This window comes from Reyranella sp., from assembly GCF_017305915.1.
GTDB lineage: Bacteria > Pseudomonadota > Alphaproteobacteria > Reyranellales > Reyranellaceae > Reyranella.
Window position 1 is genome coordinate 31,134 of record NZ_JAFKJN010000025.1, and the last position, 17,080, is coordinate 48,213.

19 protein-coding genes are annotated in these 17,080 nt (G+C 67.4%); 7 read left to right on the forward strand and 12 right to left on the reverse strand.

The features are described 5' to 3' along the window. Positions 1 to 153 precede the first annotated feature (153 nt). The 5 genes from J0J01_RS23755 to J0J01_RS23775 all read left to right on the forward strand — a co-directional run bounded on the left by J0J01_RS23755 (position 154) and on the right by J0J01_RS23775 (position 5,704). On the forward strand, positions 154 to 1,164 hold the full coding sequence (locus J0J01_RS23755) for an ABC transporter ATP-binding protein (protein WP_296385237.1): 1,011 nt from the start codon (positions 154 to 156) through the stop codon (positions 1,162 to 1,164). Then, on the forward strand, positions 1,161 to 2,156 hold the full coding sequence (locus J0J01_RS23760; protein WP_296385239.1) for an ABC transporter ATP-binding protein: 996 nt from the start codon (positions 1,161 to 1,163) through the stop codon (positions 2,154 to 2,156). The genes J0J01_RS23755 and J0J01_RS23760 overlap by 4 nt, the downstream gene beginning before the upstream one ends. Before the next feature lie 74 nt (positions 2,157 to 2,230). Beyond that, positions 2,231 to 3,796, forward strand: a complete 1,566-nt coding sequence (locus J0J01_RS23765) for an ABC transporter substrate-binding protein (protein WP_296385241.1) — start codon at positions 2,231 to 2,233, stop codon at positions 3,794 to 3,796. Between the two features lie 19 nt (positions 3,797 to 3,815). After that, positions 3,816 to 4,787: an ABC transporter permease gene (locus tag J0J01_RS23770; RefSeq protein WP_296385243.1), complete on the forward strand. Its 972-nt coding sequence runs from the start codon at positions 3,816 to 3,818 to the stop codon at positions 4,785 to 4,787. A gap of 8 nt (positions 4,788 to 4,795) precedes the next feature. Next, entirely contained in the window at positions 4,796 to 5,704 is a 909-nt protein-coding gene (locus J0J01_RS23775) for an ABC transporter permease (RefSeq protein ID WP_296385244.1), read from the forward strand. Positions 5,705 to 5,752: 48 nt separating this feature from the next. On the opposite strand, the gene leuD is transcribed toward J0J01_RS23775, so the two are convergent. The 9 genes from leuD to J0J01_RS23820 all read right to left on the reverse strand — a co-directional run bounded on the left by leuD (position 5,753) and on the right by J0J01_RS23820 (position 13,547). Next, on the reverse strand, positions 5,753 to 6,355 hold the full coding sequence (gene leuD, locus J0J01_RS23780) for a 3-isopropylmalate dehydratase small subunit (RefSeq protein WP_296385247.1): 603 nt from the start codon (positions 6,353 to 6,355) through the stop codon (positions 5,753 to 5,755). Between the two features lie 11 nt (positions 6,356 to 6,366). Beyond that, complete coding sequence (gene leuC, locus J0J01_RS23785) at positions 6,367 to 7,767, reverse strand: 3-isopropylmalate dehydratase large subunit (protein WP_296385249.1); 1,401 nt, start codon at positions 7,765 to 7,767, stop codon at positions 6,367 to 6,369. 14 nt (positions 7,768 to 7,781) lie between these two features. Then, positions 7,782 to 8,660 carry an isocitrate lyase/PEP mutase family protein gene (locus J0J01_RS23790; RefSeq protein ID WP_296385251.1) on the reverse strand — a complete coding sequence of 293 codons (879 nt, stop codon included), beginning with the start codon at positions 8,658 to 8,660 and terminating at the stop codon, positions 7,782 to 7,784. Further along, positions 8,657 to 9,430 (reverse strand): GntR family transcriptional regulator, encoded by a 774-nt coding sequence (locus J0J01_RS23795; protein ID WP_296385254.1) that lies wholly within the window; start codon positions 9,428 to 9,430, stop codon positions 8,657 to 8,659. The genes J0J01_RS23790 and J0J01_RS23795 overlap by 4 nt, the downstream gene beginning before the upstream one ends. After that, on the reverse strand, positions 9,427 to 10,176 hold the full coding sequence (locus tag J0J01_RS23800; protein WP_296385256.1) for an ABC transporter permease subunit: 750 nt from the start codon (positions 10,174 to 10,176) through the stop codon (positions 9,427 to 9,429). Before J0J01_RS23800 ends, J0J01_RS23795 begins: the two co-directional genes overlap by 4 nt. Continuing rightward, positions 10,173 to 10,922: an ABC transporter permease gene (locus tag J0J01_RS23805; protein WP_296385258.1), complete on the reverse strand. Its 750-nt coding sequence runs from the start codon at positions 10,920 to 10,922 to the stop codon at positions 10,173 to 10,175. Before J0J01_RS23805 ends, J0J01_RS23800 begins: the two co-directional genes overlap by 4 nt. A gap of 193 nt (positions 10,923 to 11,115) precedes the next feature. Beyond that, positions 11,116 to 11,922: an ABC transporter ATP-binding protein gene (locus J0J01_RS23810; protein ID WP_296385260.1), complete on the reverse strand. Its 807-nt coding sequence runs from the start codon at positions 11,920 to 11,922 to the stop codon at positions 11,116 to 11,118. Between the two features lie 5 nt (positions 11,923 to 11,927). Then, on the reverse strand, positions 11,928 to 12,911 hold the full coding sequence (locus tag J0J01_RS23815; protein WP_296385262.1) for an ABC transporter substrate-binding protein: 984 nt from the start codon (positions 12,909 to 12,911) through the stop codon (positions 11,928 to 11,930). A gap of 153 nt (positions 12,912 to 13,064) precedes the next feature. Next, entirely contained in the window at positions 13,065 to 13,547 is a 483-nt protein-coding gene (locus tag J0J01_RS23820) for a carotenoid oxygenase family protein (RefSeq protein WP_296385264.1), read from the reverse strand. A gap of 7 nt (positions 13,548 to 13,554) precedes the next feature. On the opposite strand from J0J01_RS23820, the gene J0J01_RS23825 reads away from it, so the two are divergent. Further along, positions 13,555 to 13,695: a hypothetical protein gene (locus tag J0J01_RS23825; protein ID WP_296385266.1), complete on the forward strand. Its 141-nt coding sequence runs from the start codon at positions 13,555 to 13,557 to the stop codon at positions 13,693 to 13,695. Between the two features lie 3 nt (positions 13,696 to 13,698). Here J0J01_RS23825 and J0J01_RS23830 read toward each other — a convergent pair whose 3' ends face one another. Next, positions 13,699 to 14,073 carry a RidA family protein gene (locus tag J0J01_RS23830; protein ID WP_296385268.1) on the reverse strand — a complete coding sequence of 125 codons (375 nt, stop codon included), beginning with the start codon at positions 14,071 to 14,073 and terminating at the stop codon, positions 13,699 to 13,701. A 38-nt stretch (positions 14,074 to 14,111) separates the two neighbouring features. On the opposite strand from J0J01_RS23830, the gene J0J01_RS23835 reads away from it, so the two are divergent. Beyond that, positions 14,112 to 15,017 (forward strand): alpha/beta hydrolase, encoded by a 906-nt coding sequence (locus tag J0J01_RS23835; protein WP_296385270.1) that lies wholly within the window; start codon positions 14,112 to 14,114, stop codon positions 15,015 to 15,017. A 50-nt stretch (positions 15,018 to 15,067) separates the two neighbouring features. Here J0J01_RS23835 and J0J01_RS23840 read toward each other — a convergent pair whose 3' ends face one another. Next, positions 15,068 to 15,907: an enoyl-CoA hydratase gene (locus J0J01_RS23840; protein ID WP_296385271.1), complete on the reverse strand. Its 840-nt coding sequence runs from the start codon at positions 15,905 to 15,907 to the stop codon at positions 15,068 to 15,070. Beyond that, entirely contained in the window at positions 15,904 to 17,058 is a 1,155-nt protein-coding gene (locus tag J0J01_RS23845) for an amidohydrolase family protein (protein ID WP_296385273.1), read from the reverse strand. The genes J0J01_RS23840 and J0J01_RS23845 overlap by 4 nt, the downstream gene beginning before the upstream one ends. Between the last annotated feature and the right edge of the window lie 22 nt (positions 17,059 to 17,080).

Consider the following 17,080-nt stretch of genomic DNA (forward strand, 5'->3'; position numbering starts at 1 on the left):
AAAGAGGCCGCGCCCGCGGGTAATGACGGGCAGCGAGTGCGAGGAAACAGGCTTCACAACAGTAGAGACGACGTGCTGCCGTAGGGGTGTGCGCCAGCGTCCAGTTCGCTTGGATTCGTGCGTCCTCGCGCGGGTAGCGCGCAGGAAGACCGTATGCCGCCATTGTTGGAGGTACGGGAGCTTCGTACGGAGTTTCGCACCGGTGCGGGCATCGTCCGCGCCGTCGACGGCATTTCTTATACCGTCGAAGCCGGCGAGACCGTTGCGATCGTGGGCGAGAGCGGCTCGGGCAAGTCTGTCGAGGCGCTGTCGATCCTGCGGCTGATTCCCGATCCGCCGGGCCGAATCATCGGCGGCGAAGTGCTGTTCGCCGGCCGCGACCTGCGCAAGCTCTCCGAAGAGGACATGCGCAAGATCCGCGGCCGCGACATCGGCATGGTGTTCCAGGAGCCGATGACCTCGCTCAACCCGGTGCTCACCATCGGCCGGCAGATCACCGAGACGCTGGAGCAGCATCAGGGAGCCGACCGCGCGACCGCCGACAAGCGCGCCGTCGAATTGCTCGAGATGGTCGGCATCGCCGATCCGCGGCGCCGGCTGCGCCAGTATCCGCACCAGCTCTCCGGCGGCATGCGCCAGCGGGTGATGGTCGCGGTCGCGCTCGCCTGCAATCCCAAGCTGATCATTGCCGACGAGCCGACCACCGCGCTCGACGTCACCATCCAGGCGCAGATCCTCGAGTTGATGAAGTCGCTGACCGAGAGGATGGGCGTGGCGCAGATCATCATCACCCACAATCTTGGCGTCGTGGCGCGCTACGCGGCCCGCGTCAACGTCATGTATGCCGGCCGCATCGTCGAGGCCGGCAGCGCCGAGGCGATCTATCACGAGCCGCGCCATCCCTATACGGTGGCGCTGCTGAAGTCGGTGCCGCGACTCGACCAGCCGCGGCGGGCGCGGCTCGATCCGGTCGAGGGCTCGCCGCCCGATCTCACCAAGCTCGATGGCGGCTGCGCCTTCCGACCGCGCTGCCGCTTCGCGGTCGAGGCCTGCGGCCGGTCGATGCCGGCGCTCGAGACGGTCGGCAGCGGCCACCTTGCCGCGTGCTTTCGCAGCGCCGAGGTGGCGGCGGCGCGCGACAGCGCCCGGGAGTCCGCGGCATGAGGGACCAGCCCCGCCCCGCGCCATTGCTCGAGGTGCGCGGCCTCGCCATGCACTTCCCGATCACCGAGGGGATCGTGGTGAGCCGCAGGGTCGGCGAGGTGAAGGCGGTCGACGGCATCGATTTCTCGATCGCCCGCGGCGAGACCCTGGGTCTGGTCGGCGAGAGTGGCTGCGGCAAGACCACGACCGGCCGCTGCATCCTGCGGCTCGAGAAGCCGACCCAGGGCCAGATCCTCTATGACGGCCAGGACATCGCCCGGCTGGCGCCGCGCGAGCTGGTGGGCCTGCGCCGGCGCATGCAGGTGATCTTCCAGGACCCTTACTCGTCGCTCAATCCGCGCATGAAGGTGGGCGACATCATCGCCGAGCCGATCCGCGTGCACGGGCTGGAGCCCGATCCGCGCCGCCGCCGCGACAAAGTGAGGGACCTGCTGTCGGTCTGCGGTCTCGATCCGAAGTTCGTCGATCGCTACCCGCATGAGATGTCGGGCGGCCAACGCCAGCGCGTCGGCATCGCTCGCGCGCTGGCGATGGATCCGGAGTTCATCGTCTGCGACGAGGCGGTTTCGGCGCTCGACGTGTCGATCCAGGCGCAGGTGGTGAACCTGCTCGAGGACCTGCGCGAGCGCTTCCATCTCACCTATCTCTTCATCGCCCATGATCTCTCGGTGGTGCGCCATCTCTGCCAGCGGGTCGCGGTCATGTATCTCGGCCGCATCGTCGAGATGGCCGAGAGCGACGAGCTGTTCGACCATCCCTTGCACCCCTACACCCAGGCGCTGTTGTCGGCAGTGCCGGTGCCCGATCCCAGGGTCGAGGCGCGGCGCCAGTTCCGGCCGGCCAAGGGCGAGGTGCCCAGTCCGATCAACCCGCCGAGTGGCTGCGTGTTCCATCCGCGCTGCCCGATGGCGGTCGACAATTGCAAGAAGGCGCGGCCCGAGCTCCGGGAGATGAGGCCCGGCCATTGGGTCGCGTGCAGCGAGGTGCACTAGCACGACAACAAGAAGAAGCAGGAACAGTGGAGGAAGCGATGAGCGTACGGACGGGAGCAGGTATTGCCCTGAGTTTGCTGACAGCGTTCGCGTTCACCCCGGCAGGAGCGGAGCAGCCGAAACAGGGCGGCACGCTCACCTATGTGATCCCCGCCGACGCGCCGCCGAGCCTCGACGCGCATCGCGAGACGACCTACGCCACGATCCACACTGCGGCGCCGTACTACAGCGTGCTGATCCGCGTGCCGCCCGACAACCCGGCCTCGACCACCGAGTTCGTCTGCGACCTGTGTACCGAGATGCCCAAGCCGACCGACGACGGCAAGACCTGGACCTTCAAGATCCGCGACAACGTGAAGTTCCACGACGGCAGCAAGCTCACCGCCAAGGACGTGGCGCTGAGCTGGCAGTACATCGTCAAGCCGCCCAAGGGCGTGGTCAGCGCGCGGCAGAGCTTCTACGAGATGGTCGACTCGGTTAACGCGACCGACGACAGCACCGTCGTGTTCAAGCTCAAGTACGCGACGGCGGCTTTCCTGCCGGCGTTGGCCGATCCTTATGCCTGGATCTACAAGAAGGAGATCCTCGAGAAGGATCCGCACTGGTACGAGAAGAACATCATGGGCTCGGGCCCGTTCAAGCTCGTCAAGATCGAGGTCGGCCAGTCGATCACCGGCGAGCGCAACAAGGACTACTATCTCAAGGGCCGGCCGTATCTCGACGGCATCGTCGGCATCTTCGCCGAGAAGCAGTCGGTGCGAACCGATGCCCTGAAAGCCGACCGCGCCTCGATCGAGTTCCGCGGCCTGCCGCCGTCGGCACGCGACCAGCTGACCAAGGAGCTGGGCGACAAGATCTGGGTCCAGGACAGCGACTGGAACTGCGGCAACATCCTGACACCCAACCATCAGAAGAAGCCGTTCGACGACGTGCGCGTGCGCAAGGCGCTGGCGCTCGCCATCGACCAGTGGAAGGGCGCGCCGGCGCTGTCCAAGATCGCCAACGTCCGCACCGTGGGCGGCATCGTCTTCCCGGGCTCACCGCTCGCCGCGACCAAGGAAGAGCTGCAGACCATGCCGGGCTACTGGCCCGACATCGAGAAGTCGCGCGCCGAGGCCAAGAAGCTCCTGAAGGAGGCCGGCGCCGAGGGGCTGAAGTTCGAGCTGCTCAACCGCAACGTCGACCAGCCCTACAAGTTCGTCGGCACCTGGGTGATCGGTGAATGGAAGAAGATCGGCCTCAACGTCGAGCAGAAGGTCGTGCCGACCGGCCCGTGGTTCTCCAACATGCGCGCCGGCACTTTCGACGTCGCCATGGAGGCCAACTGCCAGAGCGTCGTCAATCCGGTGCTTGATACCGGCAAGTACCTGCCGCACAGGGTCTTTCCGGACAATTACGGCTACTATGACGACCCCAAGTCGGTCGAGCTCTACGAGGCGATGCAGAAGGAGACCGATCCGGCCAAGCTCAGGGTCGCCATGCGCGCCTATGAGAAGCACACGCTCGACACCGAGGTTCACGAGATCGTGCTGCCCTACTGGTACCGCATCGTCATGGGGCGGTCGTACGTGAAGGGCTGGAAGATCAGCCCCAGCCACTACCTGAACCAAGACCTCGCCAACATCTGGCTCGACAAGTAACCGCCGGAAGGAGCGGCGCATGCACCGCTACATCGTCACCCGGCTCCTGCTGGCGATCCCCACGCTGGCAGGGGCGGCGGCCCTGGTCTTCATCCTGATGCGCCTGATTCCGGGCGACGTGTGCGTGATCCGGCTGGGCTCGGGCGGCGCCCACGTCGACCAGGGGGCGCTGGCGCTGTGCCGCGAGCAGCTCGGGCTCGACCAGTCGATGGTCGTGCAGTTCCTGCTGTTCCTGAAGAACTACGCGATGTTCGACTTCGGCATCTCGATGTGGTCGGGCAACCCGGTATGGCAGGAGATCCTGATCCGGCTGCCGGTATCGCTCGAGGTGGCGATCCTGGCGACGGTGATCGCGGTCCTGCTGGCGATCCCGCTCGGCACCCTGTCGGCGCTCAGGGAGAACTCCAAGCTCGACCATGTGGTGCGCGTGGTGGCGATCGCGGGCATCGCGACGCCGTCCTTCTGGCTCGGCATCATGTCGCTGATCCTGGTGCTCAACGTCTCCTCGATGATCACCGGCACGCCATGGCTTCCGCCGATCGACTACGTGCCGCTGTGGCAGGACCCGATCCGCAATCTCTCGATCGTGCTGCTGCCGGCGATCACCGTCGGCTACCGCTACTCGGCGGTGACCATGCGACTCACGCGCTCGGCGATGCTCGAGGTGATGCGCGAGGACTATATCCGCACCGCCCGCGCCAAGGGGCTGCTGGAGCAGATCGTGGTCAACCGCCATGCGCTCAAGAACGCCCTGTTGCCGGTGGTGACGCTGATCGGCATCGAGTTCGCGTTTCTGATCGGCGGCCTGGTCATCACCGAGCAGGTGTTCAACCTGAACGGCATCGGCCGCCTGCTGGTCCAGGCGGTGCAGAACCAGGACAACGTGCTGGCCCAGGCGCTGGTCATGCTGATCGTGCTGGTGTTCGTGGTCGTGAATCTCGTGGTCGACGTGCTCTACGCCTGGCTCGACCCGCGCATCCGCTATTCGTGAGTCGTCCGATGGCCGTCATCACCCCCCCGACCCCATCCGCCGCCGACGAGGCCGACGCCCTGTGGCGCCGCCACACGCTGCTCGGCCGCGTCCTCGACTTCGCCCGCCGCAAGCCGCTCGGCACGGCCGGCCTGATCATCGTGCTGGTGTTCGCGGTGGCCGGCCTCTCCGCCGATTGGATCGCGCCGTTCGACCCGGAGGAGAACGACTTCGCCTCGATGATGGTGGCGCCGGGGCTGCCGCACGTCCTCGGCACCGACCAGTTCGGCCGCGACATCTTCTCCCGCCTGGTCCACGGCGCGCGCACCGCGATGATCGTGGGCTTCGGCGCGGCGGTAGGCGGCGGCCTGATCGGCCTGGTGCTGGGCGTGACCAGCGCCTACTTCGGCGGCTGGTTCGACCTCGTGCTGCAGCGCATCTTCGACATCCTGATGGCCTTCCCGCTGATCATCCTGGCGCTGGCCGTGGTGTCGGTGTTCGGCACCGGCGTGTTCAACGTGGTGATCGCCATCACCATCCCGCTGATCCCGCGCTGCGGCCGCGTCGTGCGCGCGAGCGCGCTCGCGGTGCGCGAGGTGCCCTACGTCGACGCCGCTCGCGCGCTGGGCTTCGGCCACGCCCGCATCGTGCTCTGCCACATGGTGCCCAACGTGCTGGCGCCGTTCCTGATCCTGCTGTCGGCCTTCGTCGGCCAGGCGATCCTGGCCGAGGCGTCGCTGAGCTATCTCGGCCTCGGCGTGCAGGAGCCGGTCGCGGCCTGGGGCCTGATGCTGCAGGGCAGCGCCGAGGACTACGCCACGACCGCGCCCTGGATCGCGATCTTCCCGGGCCTGGCGATCGTCCTCACCGTGCTGGGCGCCAGCCTGTTCGGCGACGCCCTGCGCGATGCGATCGATCCGAAGTTGCGGGATCGGTAAAAGCAAACCCTCCCCATTCAGATGGGGAGGGTTTCGTTCTCGCCTGGACTAAAGCCAGGGCATCTCCTGGCGCTGCCTGTCCTCGAAGCGCTTGATGTCGGCGTCGTAGCCGAGCGTGATCTTCACCTCGTCGGCGCCCTTCAGCAGCATCTCCTTGCGGAAGGAATCGACCTCGAAGCTGTCGGTCTTGCCGTCCGGGCCGACCACCGTCTGCTTGGCGAGGTCGATCGAGATCTCCGCACCCGGCAGCTCGTGCAGGATGACCCGCATGCGCGCCACGCGGTCGGCCGGCAGGCGGATCGCCAGGCAGCCGTTCTGGAAGCAGTTGTTGAAGAAGATGTCGCCGAAGCTGGGCGCGATGAACGCCCGGAAGCCGTTGTCGACCATGGTCGTCACCGCGTTCTCGCGCGAGGAGCCGCACGCGAAGTTGGTGTTGCCGACCATGATCCTGGCGCCCTTGTAGGCCGGATTGTTGAGGGTCACGCCCTCGCGCGGCCGGCCGTTGGGATCGAGCCGGAAGTCGTGGAAGAAGCCCTCGACCTGGCGGTCGCGGGTGCGGCCGAGGAAGCGGGCCGGGATGATCTGGTCGGTGTCGACGTTGGCCTGGTCGATCGGAACCGCGACGGCCTTGAGCGTGGTGAAAGCGTCCATGGTCCTGCTCCTCAGCCCACCAGCTTGCGTACGTCGGTGAAGTGGCCGGTGACGGCCGCCGCCGCGGCCATCGCCGGGCTCACGAGGTGCGTGCGCACGCCCACGCCCTGGCGGCCGACGAAGTTGCGGTTCGACGTCGAGGCGATGCGCTGGCCGCGCACGCCGACATCGCCGTTGACGCCGATGCACATCGAGCAGCCGGGCTCGCGCCAGTCGAAGCCGGCCTCGCGGAAGATCTTGTCGAGGCCCTCGGCCTCGGCCTGCTCCTTGATCAGGCCGGAACCGGCCACCACCCACGCCGGGATCTGGGCCTTGCGGCCCTTGGCGACCGCGGCGGCGGCGCGCAGGTCCTCGATGCGGCTGTTGGTGCACGAGCCGATGAAGACGCGATCGACGGCGACGCCGTCCATCGGCGTGCCGGGCTTGAGGTCCATGTATTCCAGCGCGCGCTTCATGTTCTCCTGCTTGCCCGGGTCGGGGGCGGAGGCGGGATCGGGCACGCGGCCGTTGATCGACAGCACGTCCTCGGGGCTGGTGCCCCAGGTCACCATCGGCGCGATCTCCGCGGCGTTCAGCGTGACCTCGCGGTCGAAGGTGGCACCGTCCTCGGTCGGCACAGTCTTCCAGAAGGCCATCGCCTTGTCCCAGTTCTCGCCCTTGGGCGCGAACGGCTTGCCCTTCAGGTAGTTGAAGGTCGTCTCGTCGGGCGCGACCATGCCGGCGCGGCCGCCGGCCTCGATCGACATGTTGCAGAGCGTGAGGCGGCCTTCCATCGACAGGCCGCGGATCGCGCTGCCGGCATATTCCATCACGTGGCCGACCGCGCCGGCGGCGCCGATCTTGCCGATGATGGCGAGGATGACATCCTTGCCGGTGATGTGCGGGCTGAGCGTGCCGTCGATGGTGATGCGCATCGACTTGGGCTTGCGCTGCCACAGGCACTGGGTCGCCATGACGTGGGTCACTTCCGACGAGCCGATGCCGAAGGCGAGCGCACCCAGCGCGCCATGGGTCGAGGTGTGCGAGTCGCCGCACACCAGCGTGATGCCGGGCTGGCTGAGGCCCTGCTCGGGGCCGACGACATGGATGATGCCCTGGCGGACGTCGCCGAGGTCGAAGAGCTGCACGCCGGCTTCGTTGCAGTTGGTCGTGATGTCGTTCAGCAGCCGGCGATGGTCGGGATCCGGCACGTCCTTGGTGCGGCTGTCGGTCTTGACGTAGTGGTCGGGCGTCGCCGCGGCGCGATCGGCGCGGCGCAGGCCCATGCCGCGCGCCTTGAGGCGCGAATAGGCGGGCGACGAGCCGTCATGCATCAGGTGACGGTCGACGTAGAGCAGGGTGTAGCCATCCGGCCGGTCCACCACGACGTGGCGCTGCCAGATCTTCTCGAACATGGTCCGCGGGGCAGTCATCGTACTTTCCTCTCCTACTCGGCGGCGGCTTTGATCTCGTCGCGGAACGCGGTGCGGCGAGCATCCCAGTCGGCGGCGCCGAAACGGGCGAACGTCTTGGCCGGCGAGGACTCTACCAGCGGCGGCGGATACTTGCCGAGTCGCTTCGTCTCGGCGAGCGTCTGGTCGCAGATCGCGATGATGCTGCCCAGCAGCAGGCCCGGCAGGATCGAAATTGCGTAGCCCATGCGCTCGGCATCGGCGAGCGGAACTTCCGGCGTCTTGCCGCCGCGCACCATGTTCAAGAGGCACGGGCCTTTCACCAGCTTCGGCACCTGCTCGACCTCGGCCATGGTCTGCGGCGCCTCGACGAACACGGCATCGGCGCCGTTCTCGAGCGCCAGCCTGGCGCGGGCGATCGCCTCGTCGAAGCCGGCGACGGCGCGCGCATCGGTGCGGGCGATGACGGTGAAGTCAGGCGTGCGCTTGGCGGCGGCTGCGGCACGGATTTTCGCGATGTAGTCCTCGCGGCTCACCAGCTCCTTGTTGTCGAGATGGCCGCACTTCTTGGGGAACACCTGGTCCTCGACATGGATGGCGGCGACGCCGGCGCGCTCGAACTCCTGGACGGTGCGGAACATGTTGAGCTCGTTGCCGAAGCCGGTGTCGCTGTCGCTGATCAGCGGGATGCCGATCGAGTTGGCGATGCGGCTGGCATTGGCGACCATCTCGGTCATGGTGATCAGGCCGTAGTCGGGATAGCCCAAGGTCGCCGAGGTGCCGGCGCCGGTCATGTAGGCGGCTTCGAAGCCCGCCTGGTCGATCAGCCGGCCGGTGATGCAGTCGATGGCGCCGGGCGCCACGATCATCTTGCCGCTCTTCAGCATCGCTTTGAACTTGGCTGCCTGGCTCATGGCGATCTCCTCCTCGACTTCGGTGAAAGGGAAACGAACTGCTCGGCGCCGAGCTCGAAGCGCAGGCTGAGGCGCTCGGGCGGCGCCAACATCTCGACGTATTCGACGGCACGGCCCCTCTGGTCGAGCATCATGGTGCGCACGTCGATCAGCGCGGCGCCGACCTTGATCTCGAGGCGCGACGCCACCACCGGGTCGGCGAGCGTCGCCGACACGATCTGCTCGCCGGCCGAGATGTGCGCGCCGGCGCGGGTCAGAAGCTGGAACATCGGGATGCGGTCGAGCACGGCGCGGCTGAAGGTGCCGCCCAGGGTCTGGGGGACATAGCTGGTGAGATGCATCACCGGCTGACCGTCCTGGCTGCGGATGCGCACGGCGCGCTGCACCGGTCGGTCGCCCTCCCACAGCCGGTCGCGCAGGAAGGCGGGTGCGGGGCCGTAGCCGAACTCGATCACCTTGGCGACGGTCTGGGCGCCGTAGGCCGCGATGTTCGAGATCACCGAGGCCATCGGCACCTTGAGCGGCTTGCCCAGCGGCTTGACCACGGTGCGGCGGCCGGCGCCGCGCTCGATCAGGCCGGCATTCTGCAGGCTCGCCATGGCGCGGCGCACGGTGATGCGCGAGACGCTGAACAGCTTGCCGAGCTGCTCCTCGGTCGGCAGCCGCTCGCCGGCGGCATAGCGGCCGGCGGCGATGCCGTCGGCCAGCACGAGGTAGATCTGGTGATGCAGCGGCGCGCCGAGCTCGCGGTCGACCGCGACGCCGCTCATGCCGCGGCTCCGCGATGCAGCCGCTTGTCGATCGCCAGCAGGATCGAGTTGGCGGCGACGGCGAACAGCGAGATCAGAACGGCGATGGCGAGGATCGTCTGCACGTCGTTGAGATCGATCGCCGTCATCAGCAGGAAGCCGAGGCCGCGCTGCGAGGCGAACAGCTCGCCCAGCATGGTGCCGAGCAGGGTGAGCGAGAAGCCGATGCGCAGGCCGGTGAAGACCTCGGGCAGGGTGGCCGGGATCAGGATGTGCCACGCCGTCTGCGCCGGCGAGAGCCGCATCGACCGGCCGGCGCGCGGATAGGTGCGGTTGACGTTGCGCACCGCGTTCATGGTGAACAGCGCCACCGGGATGATGCCGTGCAGGGCGCCGAACGCGACCTTGGCCGACATGCCGAGCCCGAACAGCAGCAGGATCACCGGATAGAGCGTGATCTTGGGCAGCGAGTAGATGCCGACCAGGATCGGCTCGGCGACCTCGCCCGAGAGCTTGTGGCCGCCCAGCAGCACGCCGATACCGACGCCGCCGATCCACGAGATCGCCAGCGCCTGCAGGAAAGCCAATCCGGTCTCGGTGACGTGCGGCACGAACCGCTTCTGGCCGATCATCTCCCAGAGATGCCCGAGCGTCGGCAGGGGCGCGGTCAGCGCGGTGTCGCCGGCCCATTGGTGCAGGAGCTGCCAGGCCACCAGCAGGGTGACGGTGAGCAGCAGCGGGCCGCGCAGGGTGCGGACGGCGGTCACAGGCCGCGCTGCCGCGCCAGCCGCCGCTCGTAGGCGAAGACCAGCAGGTTGAAGACGATGGCGATGCAGAGCACGAACAGGATCAGGCCGTACATCGTCCGGTTGTCGAAGTTGTCATAGGCGAAGGCGATCTGATGGCCGAGGCCGCTGGTCGACACGATGAACTCGCCGGCGATCACGCCGATGAAGGAGTAGGTGACGGCGAGCTTCAGCCCGGAGAACAGATGCGGCGCGGCAGCCGGCAGGCGGATGTGCCAGATCTCGGCGAGCAGCGACAGCCGCTGCATGCGCGCGGTCTTGATCAGCACGCGCGGGATGCGGTCGAGGCCGGTCAGGGTCGCCAGGATCATCGCCACCATGGCAAACAGCGTCGCCAGCACGATCAGCGGCAACGAGCCCAGCCCGAAGATCACGATCAGCAGCGGATAGAAGGCGAAGTGCGGCAGCGAATAGTAGGCGGCGAGGAACGGATCGAAGGTACGGCGCAGCGGCGGCGCCCAGTAGAGCACGCAGCCCAGCGCGAAGCCGCCGACGATCGACAGGCCCATGGCGATGCCGACGGAGCTCAGCGTCTGACGGATGTCGTCGTTCATCTCGCCGGAGGCCAGCATGTTGACCATCGCCTCGACCATCGCGGTGGGCGCGATGACCAGCTTGGGCGAGATCACGCCCGTCCGGCAGAGCGCCTCGACCGCGCCGAAGAAGGCAACCAGCACGACCAGCCGGATGAGACCGGCCTTGCTCATGAGCCTTTCCTCCCTGGCGAAGCCGGGGAGGTGTCGCGTCGGCACTTTCGCCCTTTGTGCGAAAGTGCCCTATCCGCGACGGAGGGGGCATGGGCCGCAGGCGCGATGGGGCCCCTGACCCCTCCGTCGCCGTAAGGCGGCGCCACCTCCCCGCGCTGCGCGCAGGGAGGAAGGCTGACTCTGATCCATCCACTCATTGCGCCGCCACCGCGCCTTGCCCCAACGCCCGCATCGATTCGGTGCGCAGCAATGACCACAGCTTGGAGGTCACGGCGCCGAAGTCGGGCCGCTCGGCCAGCCGCGAGTCCCGATCGCGCGGCCAGCCGGTCTCGACCACGTCGATGAACCGGCCGGGCCGGGCCGACATCACGCCGATGCGGTCGGACAGGAGATTGGCCTCGTCGAGCGCGTGGGTGATCAGCATCACCGTGGCCGAGGTCTCGCGCCACAGCCGCAGCAGCTCGTCGCCCATCAGTAGGCGGGTCTGCTGGTCGAGCGCGCCGAACGGCTCGTCGAGCAGGATCAGCCGCGGCTGCAGCACCAGGGTGCGGGCGATGCACACGCGCTGGCGCATGCCGCCGGAAAGCTGGCTCGGGTAGGCGCGGCGGAAGTCGTTCAAGCCCATGAAGCCGATGGCGAAGTCGGCCCGTCGCTTGATCTCGGCAGCGTCCATGCCCTGGCGGCGCAGGCCGAAGGCGACGTTGTCTTCGACGGGCAGCCAAGGGAACGAAGCGTCCTCCTGGAAGACCACGCCGACACCTTCGGGCACGACGCCGGCGACCGGCTTGCCCTCGAACTCGACCGTGCCTTGGCTGGGCGGGGCGAGGCCCGACAGCACGTCGAGCAGGGTGGACTTGCCGCAGCCCGAAGGGCCCACGACCGAGAAGAACTCGCCGGCGCGCAGCTCCATCGACAGCGGCCCCAGCGCGTGGACCGCCGCGTGGCCCGCGCGTGGCGGGTAGATGCGCGAGACGTCGGTGAGACGGGCGACGACGGTCATCGACGTCACTGCGTCTTGGACTGCAGGTCCTTGGGGATGAAGCGATCGTCGATGGCGGCCTTCCAGTCGACATCGCCCTCGAGCGCGCCGGTGTCCTTCAGGGACAGCGCGGTGTCTTCCATCTGCTTCATGTCGAGTTCGCCGCGGCTCCACCAGGTCGGCGTCTGCTTGAGGATGCCGGCCAGCGCCGATGCGGCGATGTCGGGCGGCAGGTTGTAGCCCTTGGCGAGCGCGGCGGCGGTCGCCTTGTGGTCGCTGTAGAGCATGTCGGTGCCCTTGCGGCGGCCTTCGATGACGGCGCGCAGCTTGTCACCCTTCTTGGCGATCATGTCGTTGGTCGCGATGCCGACGGTCTGGGTGTAGGGCGGCAGCTTGGAATCGAGCCACGGGATGATCTTGTACTTCGCGCCCGCCTTCATCTTCTGCGAGTAGATCGGCTCGGGGATGATGGCGATGTCGATCTTGTTGTGCTCGAGCGCCGTGAGGCCCGCGCCGAAATCGCCGATCGCGATCATCTGCACGTCGGACGGCTTCAGCCCATGGCTCTTCAGCACCGCGAAGATGCTGCTTTCGCTCACCGACTTCGGCCGGCTGTAGACGAAGCGCTTGCCCTTGAGATCCTCCGGTGTGTCGATCTTCATGTCCGGCCGCGTCACCCAGAACGAGCTGGGGCCGGCGGTTCCGCCGCTGATGATCTTGATCGGGAAGCCTTCCTTCAGTGCGCTGAGCGCCGCCGGAAAGGCGACCTCGGCGAACAGCGTGTCGCCCGCCATCATGTTGCGGACCGAGGTGCCGCCGCCCTTGGAGGTCAGGATGCCGGTGACGTCGACGCCGGCCTGCTTGAAGAAGCCCTGGTCGAGCGCCACCGCATAAGGCGTGCCGTAGAGCAGCGAGGCGTAGTGGGTGACGACGATCTCTTCGGCGCGGGCGGCGCCGACAAGGCCAAGGCTCAGCGCAAGCGCTGCCCAGATCGCGCGAAACGACTTCATGGACGTCCTCCGGCTGGCCGATCTTCGGACCGGCTCTCCTATTGTCATGACATTAGGACAATGGCCGGCTGGAGGAGTCAACGCAGCCGCTTCGCCAGGCGGCTGTCAACTTCGCGATCAATGCCAGCTGCCCGACGCGCCACCGCGCTGCGCTCAGTCCCGACTGAAGCAGCCGTGCAGGCCGTACGGCACGTGGTGTTTTAGCCGCGCGGTGAAGAGCGGCTTGGCGGCGATGTCGCGCGCATCGAGGCCGACGATGGCGCTGAGTTGCGATGCGGCGTCGAACACGATCGTGACCACCACGCCCTCGTCCTCGCCGGCGCCGGTCGGGATGAAGTAGGGCTCGCCGACATAGCGGTCCGGCGCGAAGTCGTGCGTCGTGAGCGCACCGCTCTCGACATCGACCTTGCCGACCTGCTGCTGCAGCCCGCGCGTGGCGTGGGCGGGATTGCAGGCGATATAGGCGTAGCGATAGGGCTTGCCGACCCGCCGCGGGTCGAACTTCGGGAACTCGTGGCTGATGCCTGACGCGACGGCGCGGCTTTCGACCCGGCCGGTGCCTGTTTCGATGCGCAGCCGCGTCAGCGTCGCCATGCCTTCGGCCGGCCAGTCCGAGCGCCAGTAGTCGCGCAGCACCCGGCCGATGGTCAGGGCCGGCGGCGAAGGCGCCGGCGCCCACGACCGCAAGCGCTTCGTGACCTCGCTGTCGTTCAGGACGGCGCAGGGCATGGAAGGCCCGCCGGCGCCGCCGCTCACGGTCCCGAAACGGGCGATGACCGAGTGAGCTTCAAGGCAGCGCGGCCGTGATGATGATCTCGATCATGTCGCCCTCCGGCATGATCGACTGAACGAACGAGCGGACGGGACCCTTGCCGTCCGGCATCCAGCTCGCCCAGGCTTCGTCGAAGGCCGGCTTGTTCGCATGGTCGGTGACGACGACTTCCGCCTTCACGATGCGGGTGCGATCGAGCCCGTGCTCCGTCAGATAGCGGTCGATCACGCCGAGGCAGCCCAGCGTCTGCCGCTTGATGTCCTGCGTGCGGTCGGGCGAGGTCGCCACCGCCCACAGGAAACCGCCGCCGCCCGGCAGGCGATAGACGGCAACGGAGGATTTGCTCGGCAGAGTCCGATTGGGTACGCGGGTGATATCGTCGATGATCATGGCGCATCCTTATGCAGGATCGCCGGAGGCGTACAGACATGTTCTTCGAGAATTTCACGCTGGCCGAAGTGGCTGTATCGGGCGACAAGATCCGCCTGCGTCATGGCGGCTCGGGCCCGCCGCTGTTGCTGCTGCACGGCAACCCGCAGACCCACGCGATGTGGAACCGCGTCGCGCCAAGGCTCGCCGAGCGCTTCACCGTGATCGCGCCCGACCTGCGCGGCTATGGCGGCTCGTTCAAGCCCGAGGCGAGCAAGGATCACGCCTTCTACTCCAAGCGGGCGATGGCGCAGGACGCCGTCGAAGTGATACAGGCCTTCGGCTTCGACCGCTTCAAGGTCGGCAGCCACGATCGCGGCGCGCGGGTGGCGCATCGGCTGGCGCTCGACCATCCGGAGCGGGTCGAGAAGCTCGCGGTGCTCGACATCGTGCCGACCATCGAGCATTTCGAGCGCGCGAACATGGAGTTCGCGATGGGCTACTACCACTGGTTCTGGTTCGCCCAGCCGCATCCGATTCCCGAATCGGTGATCGCCGCCGCGCCGGACGCGTGGTTCCACGGCCACACCTCGCGCAGCCCCAGGCCGGCCAACGTCTTCCAGCCCGAGGCGCTGGCGGATTATCTCCACTGGGCGCGCCAGCCCGACACCACCCGCGGCATGTGCGAGGACTATCGTGCCGCCGCGACCATCGACCTGGTGCACGACCGCGAGAGCCGCGCCGCCGGCCGCAAAGTGGCGTGTCCGATGCTGGTGCTGTGGGGCAGCAACGGCAAGATCGGCGAATGGTACGACGCGCTCGCGCTGTGGAAGGGCTACTGCGCGAGCACGGTGACTGGCGGCCCGGTCAAGGCCGGCCACTACATCGCCGAGGAAGCGCCCGAGGCGACGCTGGAGTGGTTCGCGAAGTTCTTCTCGCGGTCATCCGCGACGGAGGGGTCATGACCCCTCCGTCAGCGTAAGACGCTGACACCTCCCCCGCTGACGGGGGAGGGTTATTTCTTCGCCTGGTTCTTGTTCAGCATCCCGAAGCGGTCCTTCGGGTTCTTCTCACGCGCCGCGGCGCCGTAGGTGCCGAGCTCGATGCGGTGCGGGATGGTCATCATGTAGTTCTTGAACGCACCCTCCATCGCCTCGCGCCAGCCTTGCGCGTTCTGCATCTCGTTGACCGAGGCCTTGGCGAACTTGAGCGCGAACGGATCGCGCTCGGCGATCTGCTGCGCCAGCTTCATGGTCTCCTCCTCCAGCGCCGCGCGCGGCACGACGCGGTTCACCAGCCCGAGCTTCTCGGCCTCGGCCGCAGAGATGAACTCGCCGGTGAAGAGATATTCCTTGGCCTTGCGCGGACCGAGGTCCCACGGCATCGAGAAATACTGCACATGCGCGCCGCCCCACTTCACGGCTCTGTCGGCGAACAGCGCATCGTCCGACGCGACGATCAGGTCGCAGGCTGAGGCGATCATCATGCCGCCCATGATGCAGTAGCCCTGGACCTGGGCGATGGTCGGCTTGGGCAGGTCGCGCCAGCGCATGGTGTTCTCGAAGAAGCGCTCCCATATCCGCCGGTACTCGCCCTTGAAGCCCGATTCGAGCGGCGTCTTCTTCTGATCCTCCATCTCCTGCGGGCTGCCGAGATCGTGGCCGGCCGAGAAATGCTTGCCGGCGCCGGCCAGGATGATCACCCGTACCGCGTCGTCGTCGATCGCGCGCAGGAAGGCGTCGTCGAGCTCCTCGAGCAGGACGCGCGATTGCGCGTTAAGCACCTCCGGCCGGTTGGCGGTGATCTTGTGCACCGGCCCGGTGCGCTCGGTCAGCAGAGTCGAATAGGTTTTCATGACAGGCCCCTGCCCATGAGATCGACGAAGTTGTCGCAATAGAAACGCTGCTTCTGTGCCGCAGAGACGTCCGCCTTCTCCATCGACGCCTCGAAGCGCTTGATCGGATGGCGGCCGCCCTCGACGTGCGGATAGTCGGAGGAGAACAGGCAGACCTCGTCGCCCGTATTGGCGATGATCCAGCCGGTGTCCTCGTGCGGGTAGGGCGTCACGCGCACCTGGCGCTTCACGAACTCGCTGGGCTTGAGCGACATCTTCTGCAGGCGTTCCTCGTTCTTGCAGAAGGCGTTGTGCGCGCTGTCCATGTTGCGCATCCAGCCCGGCACCCACGACGCGCCCTGCTCGATCACACCGAACCTCAGCTTGGGGAAGCGGTCGAGCACTCTGTCGACGATCAATGCGGTCAGCGCCTTCATCGGCGCAAAGCCGATCGCCATGTAGTCGAGCGAGCGGAAATTGTCGTCGCCGCCGTGGAAGTCGGGCACCGGCGGCAGGCCGTTGTCGAACCAGGCCTTCTCCAGCAACAGGCCGCCGCCGCCGACATGGAATACGATCGGCAGGCCCGCCTCCTGCGCGATCGCCCACAGCGGATCGAAGCCGATGTGGCTGGGCGAATGATCGTCGGGGCAGCGCGAGGGGATCAGCAGCGCCTTGGCGCCGGCCTCGATCGCCACGCGCGCCGTCTCTGCGGTGCGCTCGAAGTCGAGCAGGGGCACATAGCCGGTCGGCAGCAGGCGCCGGTCGACCGAGCAGAACTCGACCATGTGCCGCGTGTGCGCCCGGGCGACGGCGTAGGCGAGGTCGTGGTCTTGGCCGCTTTCCAGCACGTTGGAGAAGTTGAGCAGCGCCGTGGTGAACATCAGCTGGCTGGAGAAGCCCAGCAGGTCGATCGAGCGCGGCCGGTCCTGGCGCCGCCACGAGCCCAGCGCGCTCCAGTTCTTGGCCAGCATGATCTGGGAATCGTCGAACCCTTCGCCTGCGGCGCGCTCGGCTTCTTCCAGCCGGCTGTGGAAGCCGTCGCGGCGCGGGAAGAGCTGCAGGTCGCTCACCTGCGTGCGGTATTTCGCCTCGAGATGCTCGGCGAGAAATCCCGGCATCTCCATGATGTGCGCATCGGCATCGTGAATGACGCGCCCCTCGGCGTAGGGCATGGTTCCTCCGTTCTTTGTTGGC

Excerpts from the sequence above, each read along its gene's own strand:
- J0J01_RS23755 (WP_296385237.1), top strand. The coding sequence starts at position 154 with ATGCCGCCATTGTTGGAGGTACGGGAGCTTCGTACGGAGTTTCGCACC.
- J0J01_RS23760 (WP_296385239.1), top strand. The coding sequence starts at position 1,161 with ATGAGGGACCAGCCCCGCCCCGCGCCATTGCTCGAGGTGCGCGGCCTC.
- J0J01_RS23770 (WP_296385243.1), top strand. The coding sequence starts at position 3,816 with ATGCACCGCTACATCGTCACCCGGCTCCTGCTGGCGATCCCCACGCTG.
- J0J01_RS23775 (WP_296385244.1), top strand. The coding sequence starts at position 4,796 with ATGGCCGTCATCACCCCCCCGACCCCATCCGCCGCCGACGAGGCCGAC.
- leuD (WP_296385247.1), bottom strand. The coding sequence starts at position 6,355 with ATGGACGCTTTCACCACGCTCAAGGCCGTCGCGGTTCCGATCGACCAG.
- leuC (WP_296385249.1), bottom strand. The coding sequence starts at position 7,767 with ATGACTGCCCCGCGGACCATGTTCGAGAAGATCTGGCAGCGCCACGTC.
- J0J01_RS23790 (WP_296385251.1), bottom strand. The coding sequence starts at position 8,660 with ATGAGCCAGGCAGCCAAGTTCAAAGCGATGCTGAAGAGCGGCAAGATG.
- J0J01_RS23795 (WP_296385254.1), bottom strand. The coding sequence starts at position 9,430 with ATGAGCGGCGTCGCGGTCGACCGCGAGCTCGGCGCGCCGCTGCATCAC.
- J0J01_RS23805 (WP_296385258.1), bottom strand. The coding sequence starts at position 10,922 with ATGAGCAAGGCCGGTCTCATCCGGCTGGTCGTGCTGGTTGCCTTCTTC.
- J0J01_RS23810 (WP_296385260.1), bottom strand. The coding sequence starts at position 11,922 with ATGACCGTCGTCGCCCGTCTCACCGACGTCTCGCGCATCTACCCGCCA.
- J0J01_RS23815 (WP_296385262.1), bottom strand. The coding sequence starts at position 12,911 with ATGAAGTCGTTTCGCGCGATCTGGGCAGCGCTTGCGCTGAGCCTTGGC.
- J0J01_RS23825 (WP_296385266.1), top strand. The coding sequence starts at position 13,555 with ATGGTCAGGGCCGGCGGCGAAGGCGCCGGCGCCCACGACCGCAAGCGC.
- J0J01_RS23830 (WP_296385268.1), bottom strand. The coding sequence starts at position 14,073 with ATGATCATCGACGATATCACCCGCGTACCCAATCGGACTCTGCCGAGC.
- J0J01_RS23835 (WP_296385270.1), top strand. The coding sequence starts at position 14,112 with ATGTTCTTCGAGAATTTCACGCTGGCCGAAGTGGCTGTATCGGGCGAC.
- J0J01_RS23840 (WP_296385271.1), bottom strand. The coding sequence starts at position 15,907 with ATGAAAACCTATTCGACTCTGCTGACCGAGCGCACCGGGCCGGTGCAC.
- J0J01_RS23845 (WP_296385273.1), bottom strand. The coding sequence starts at position 17,058 with ATGCCCTACGCCGAGGGGCGCGTCATTCACGATGCCGATGCGCACATC.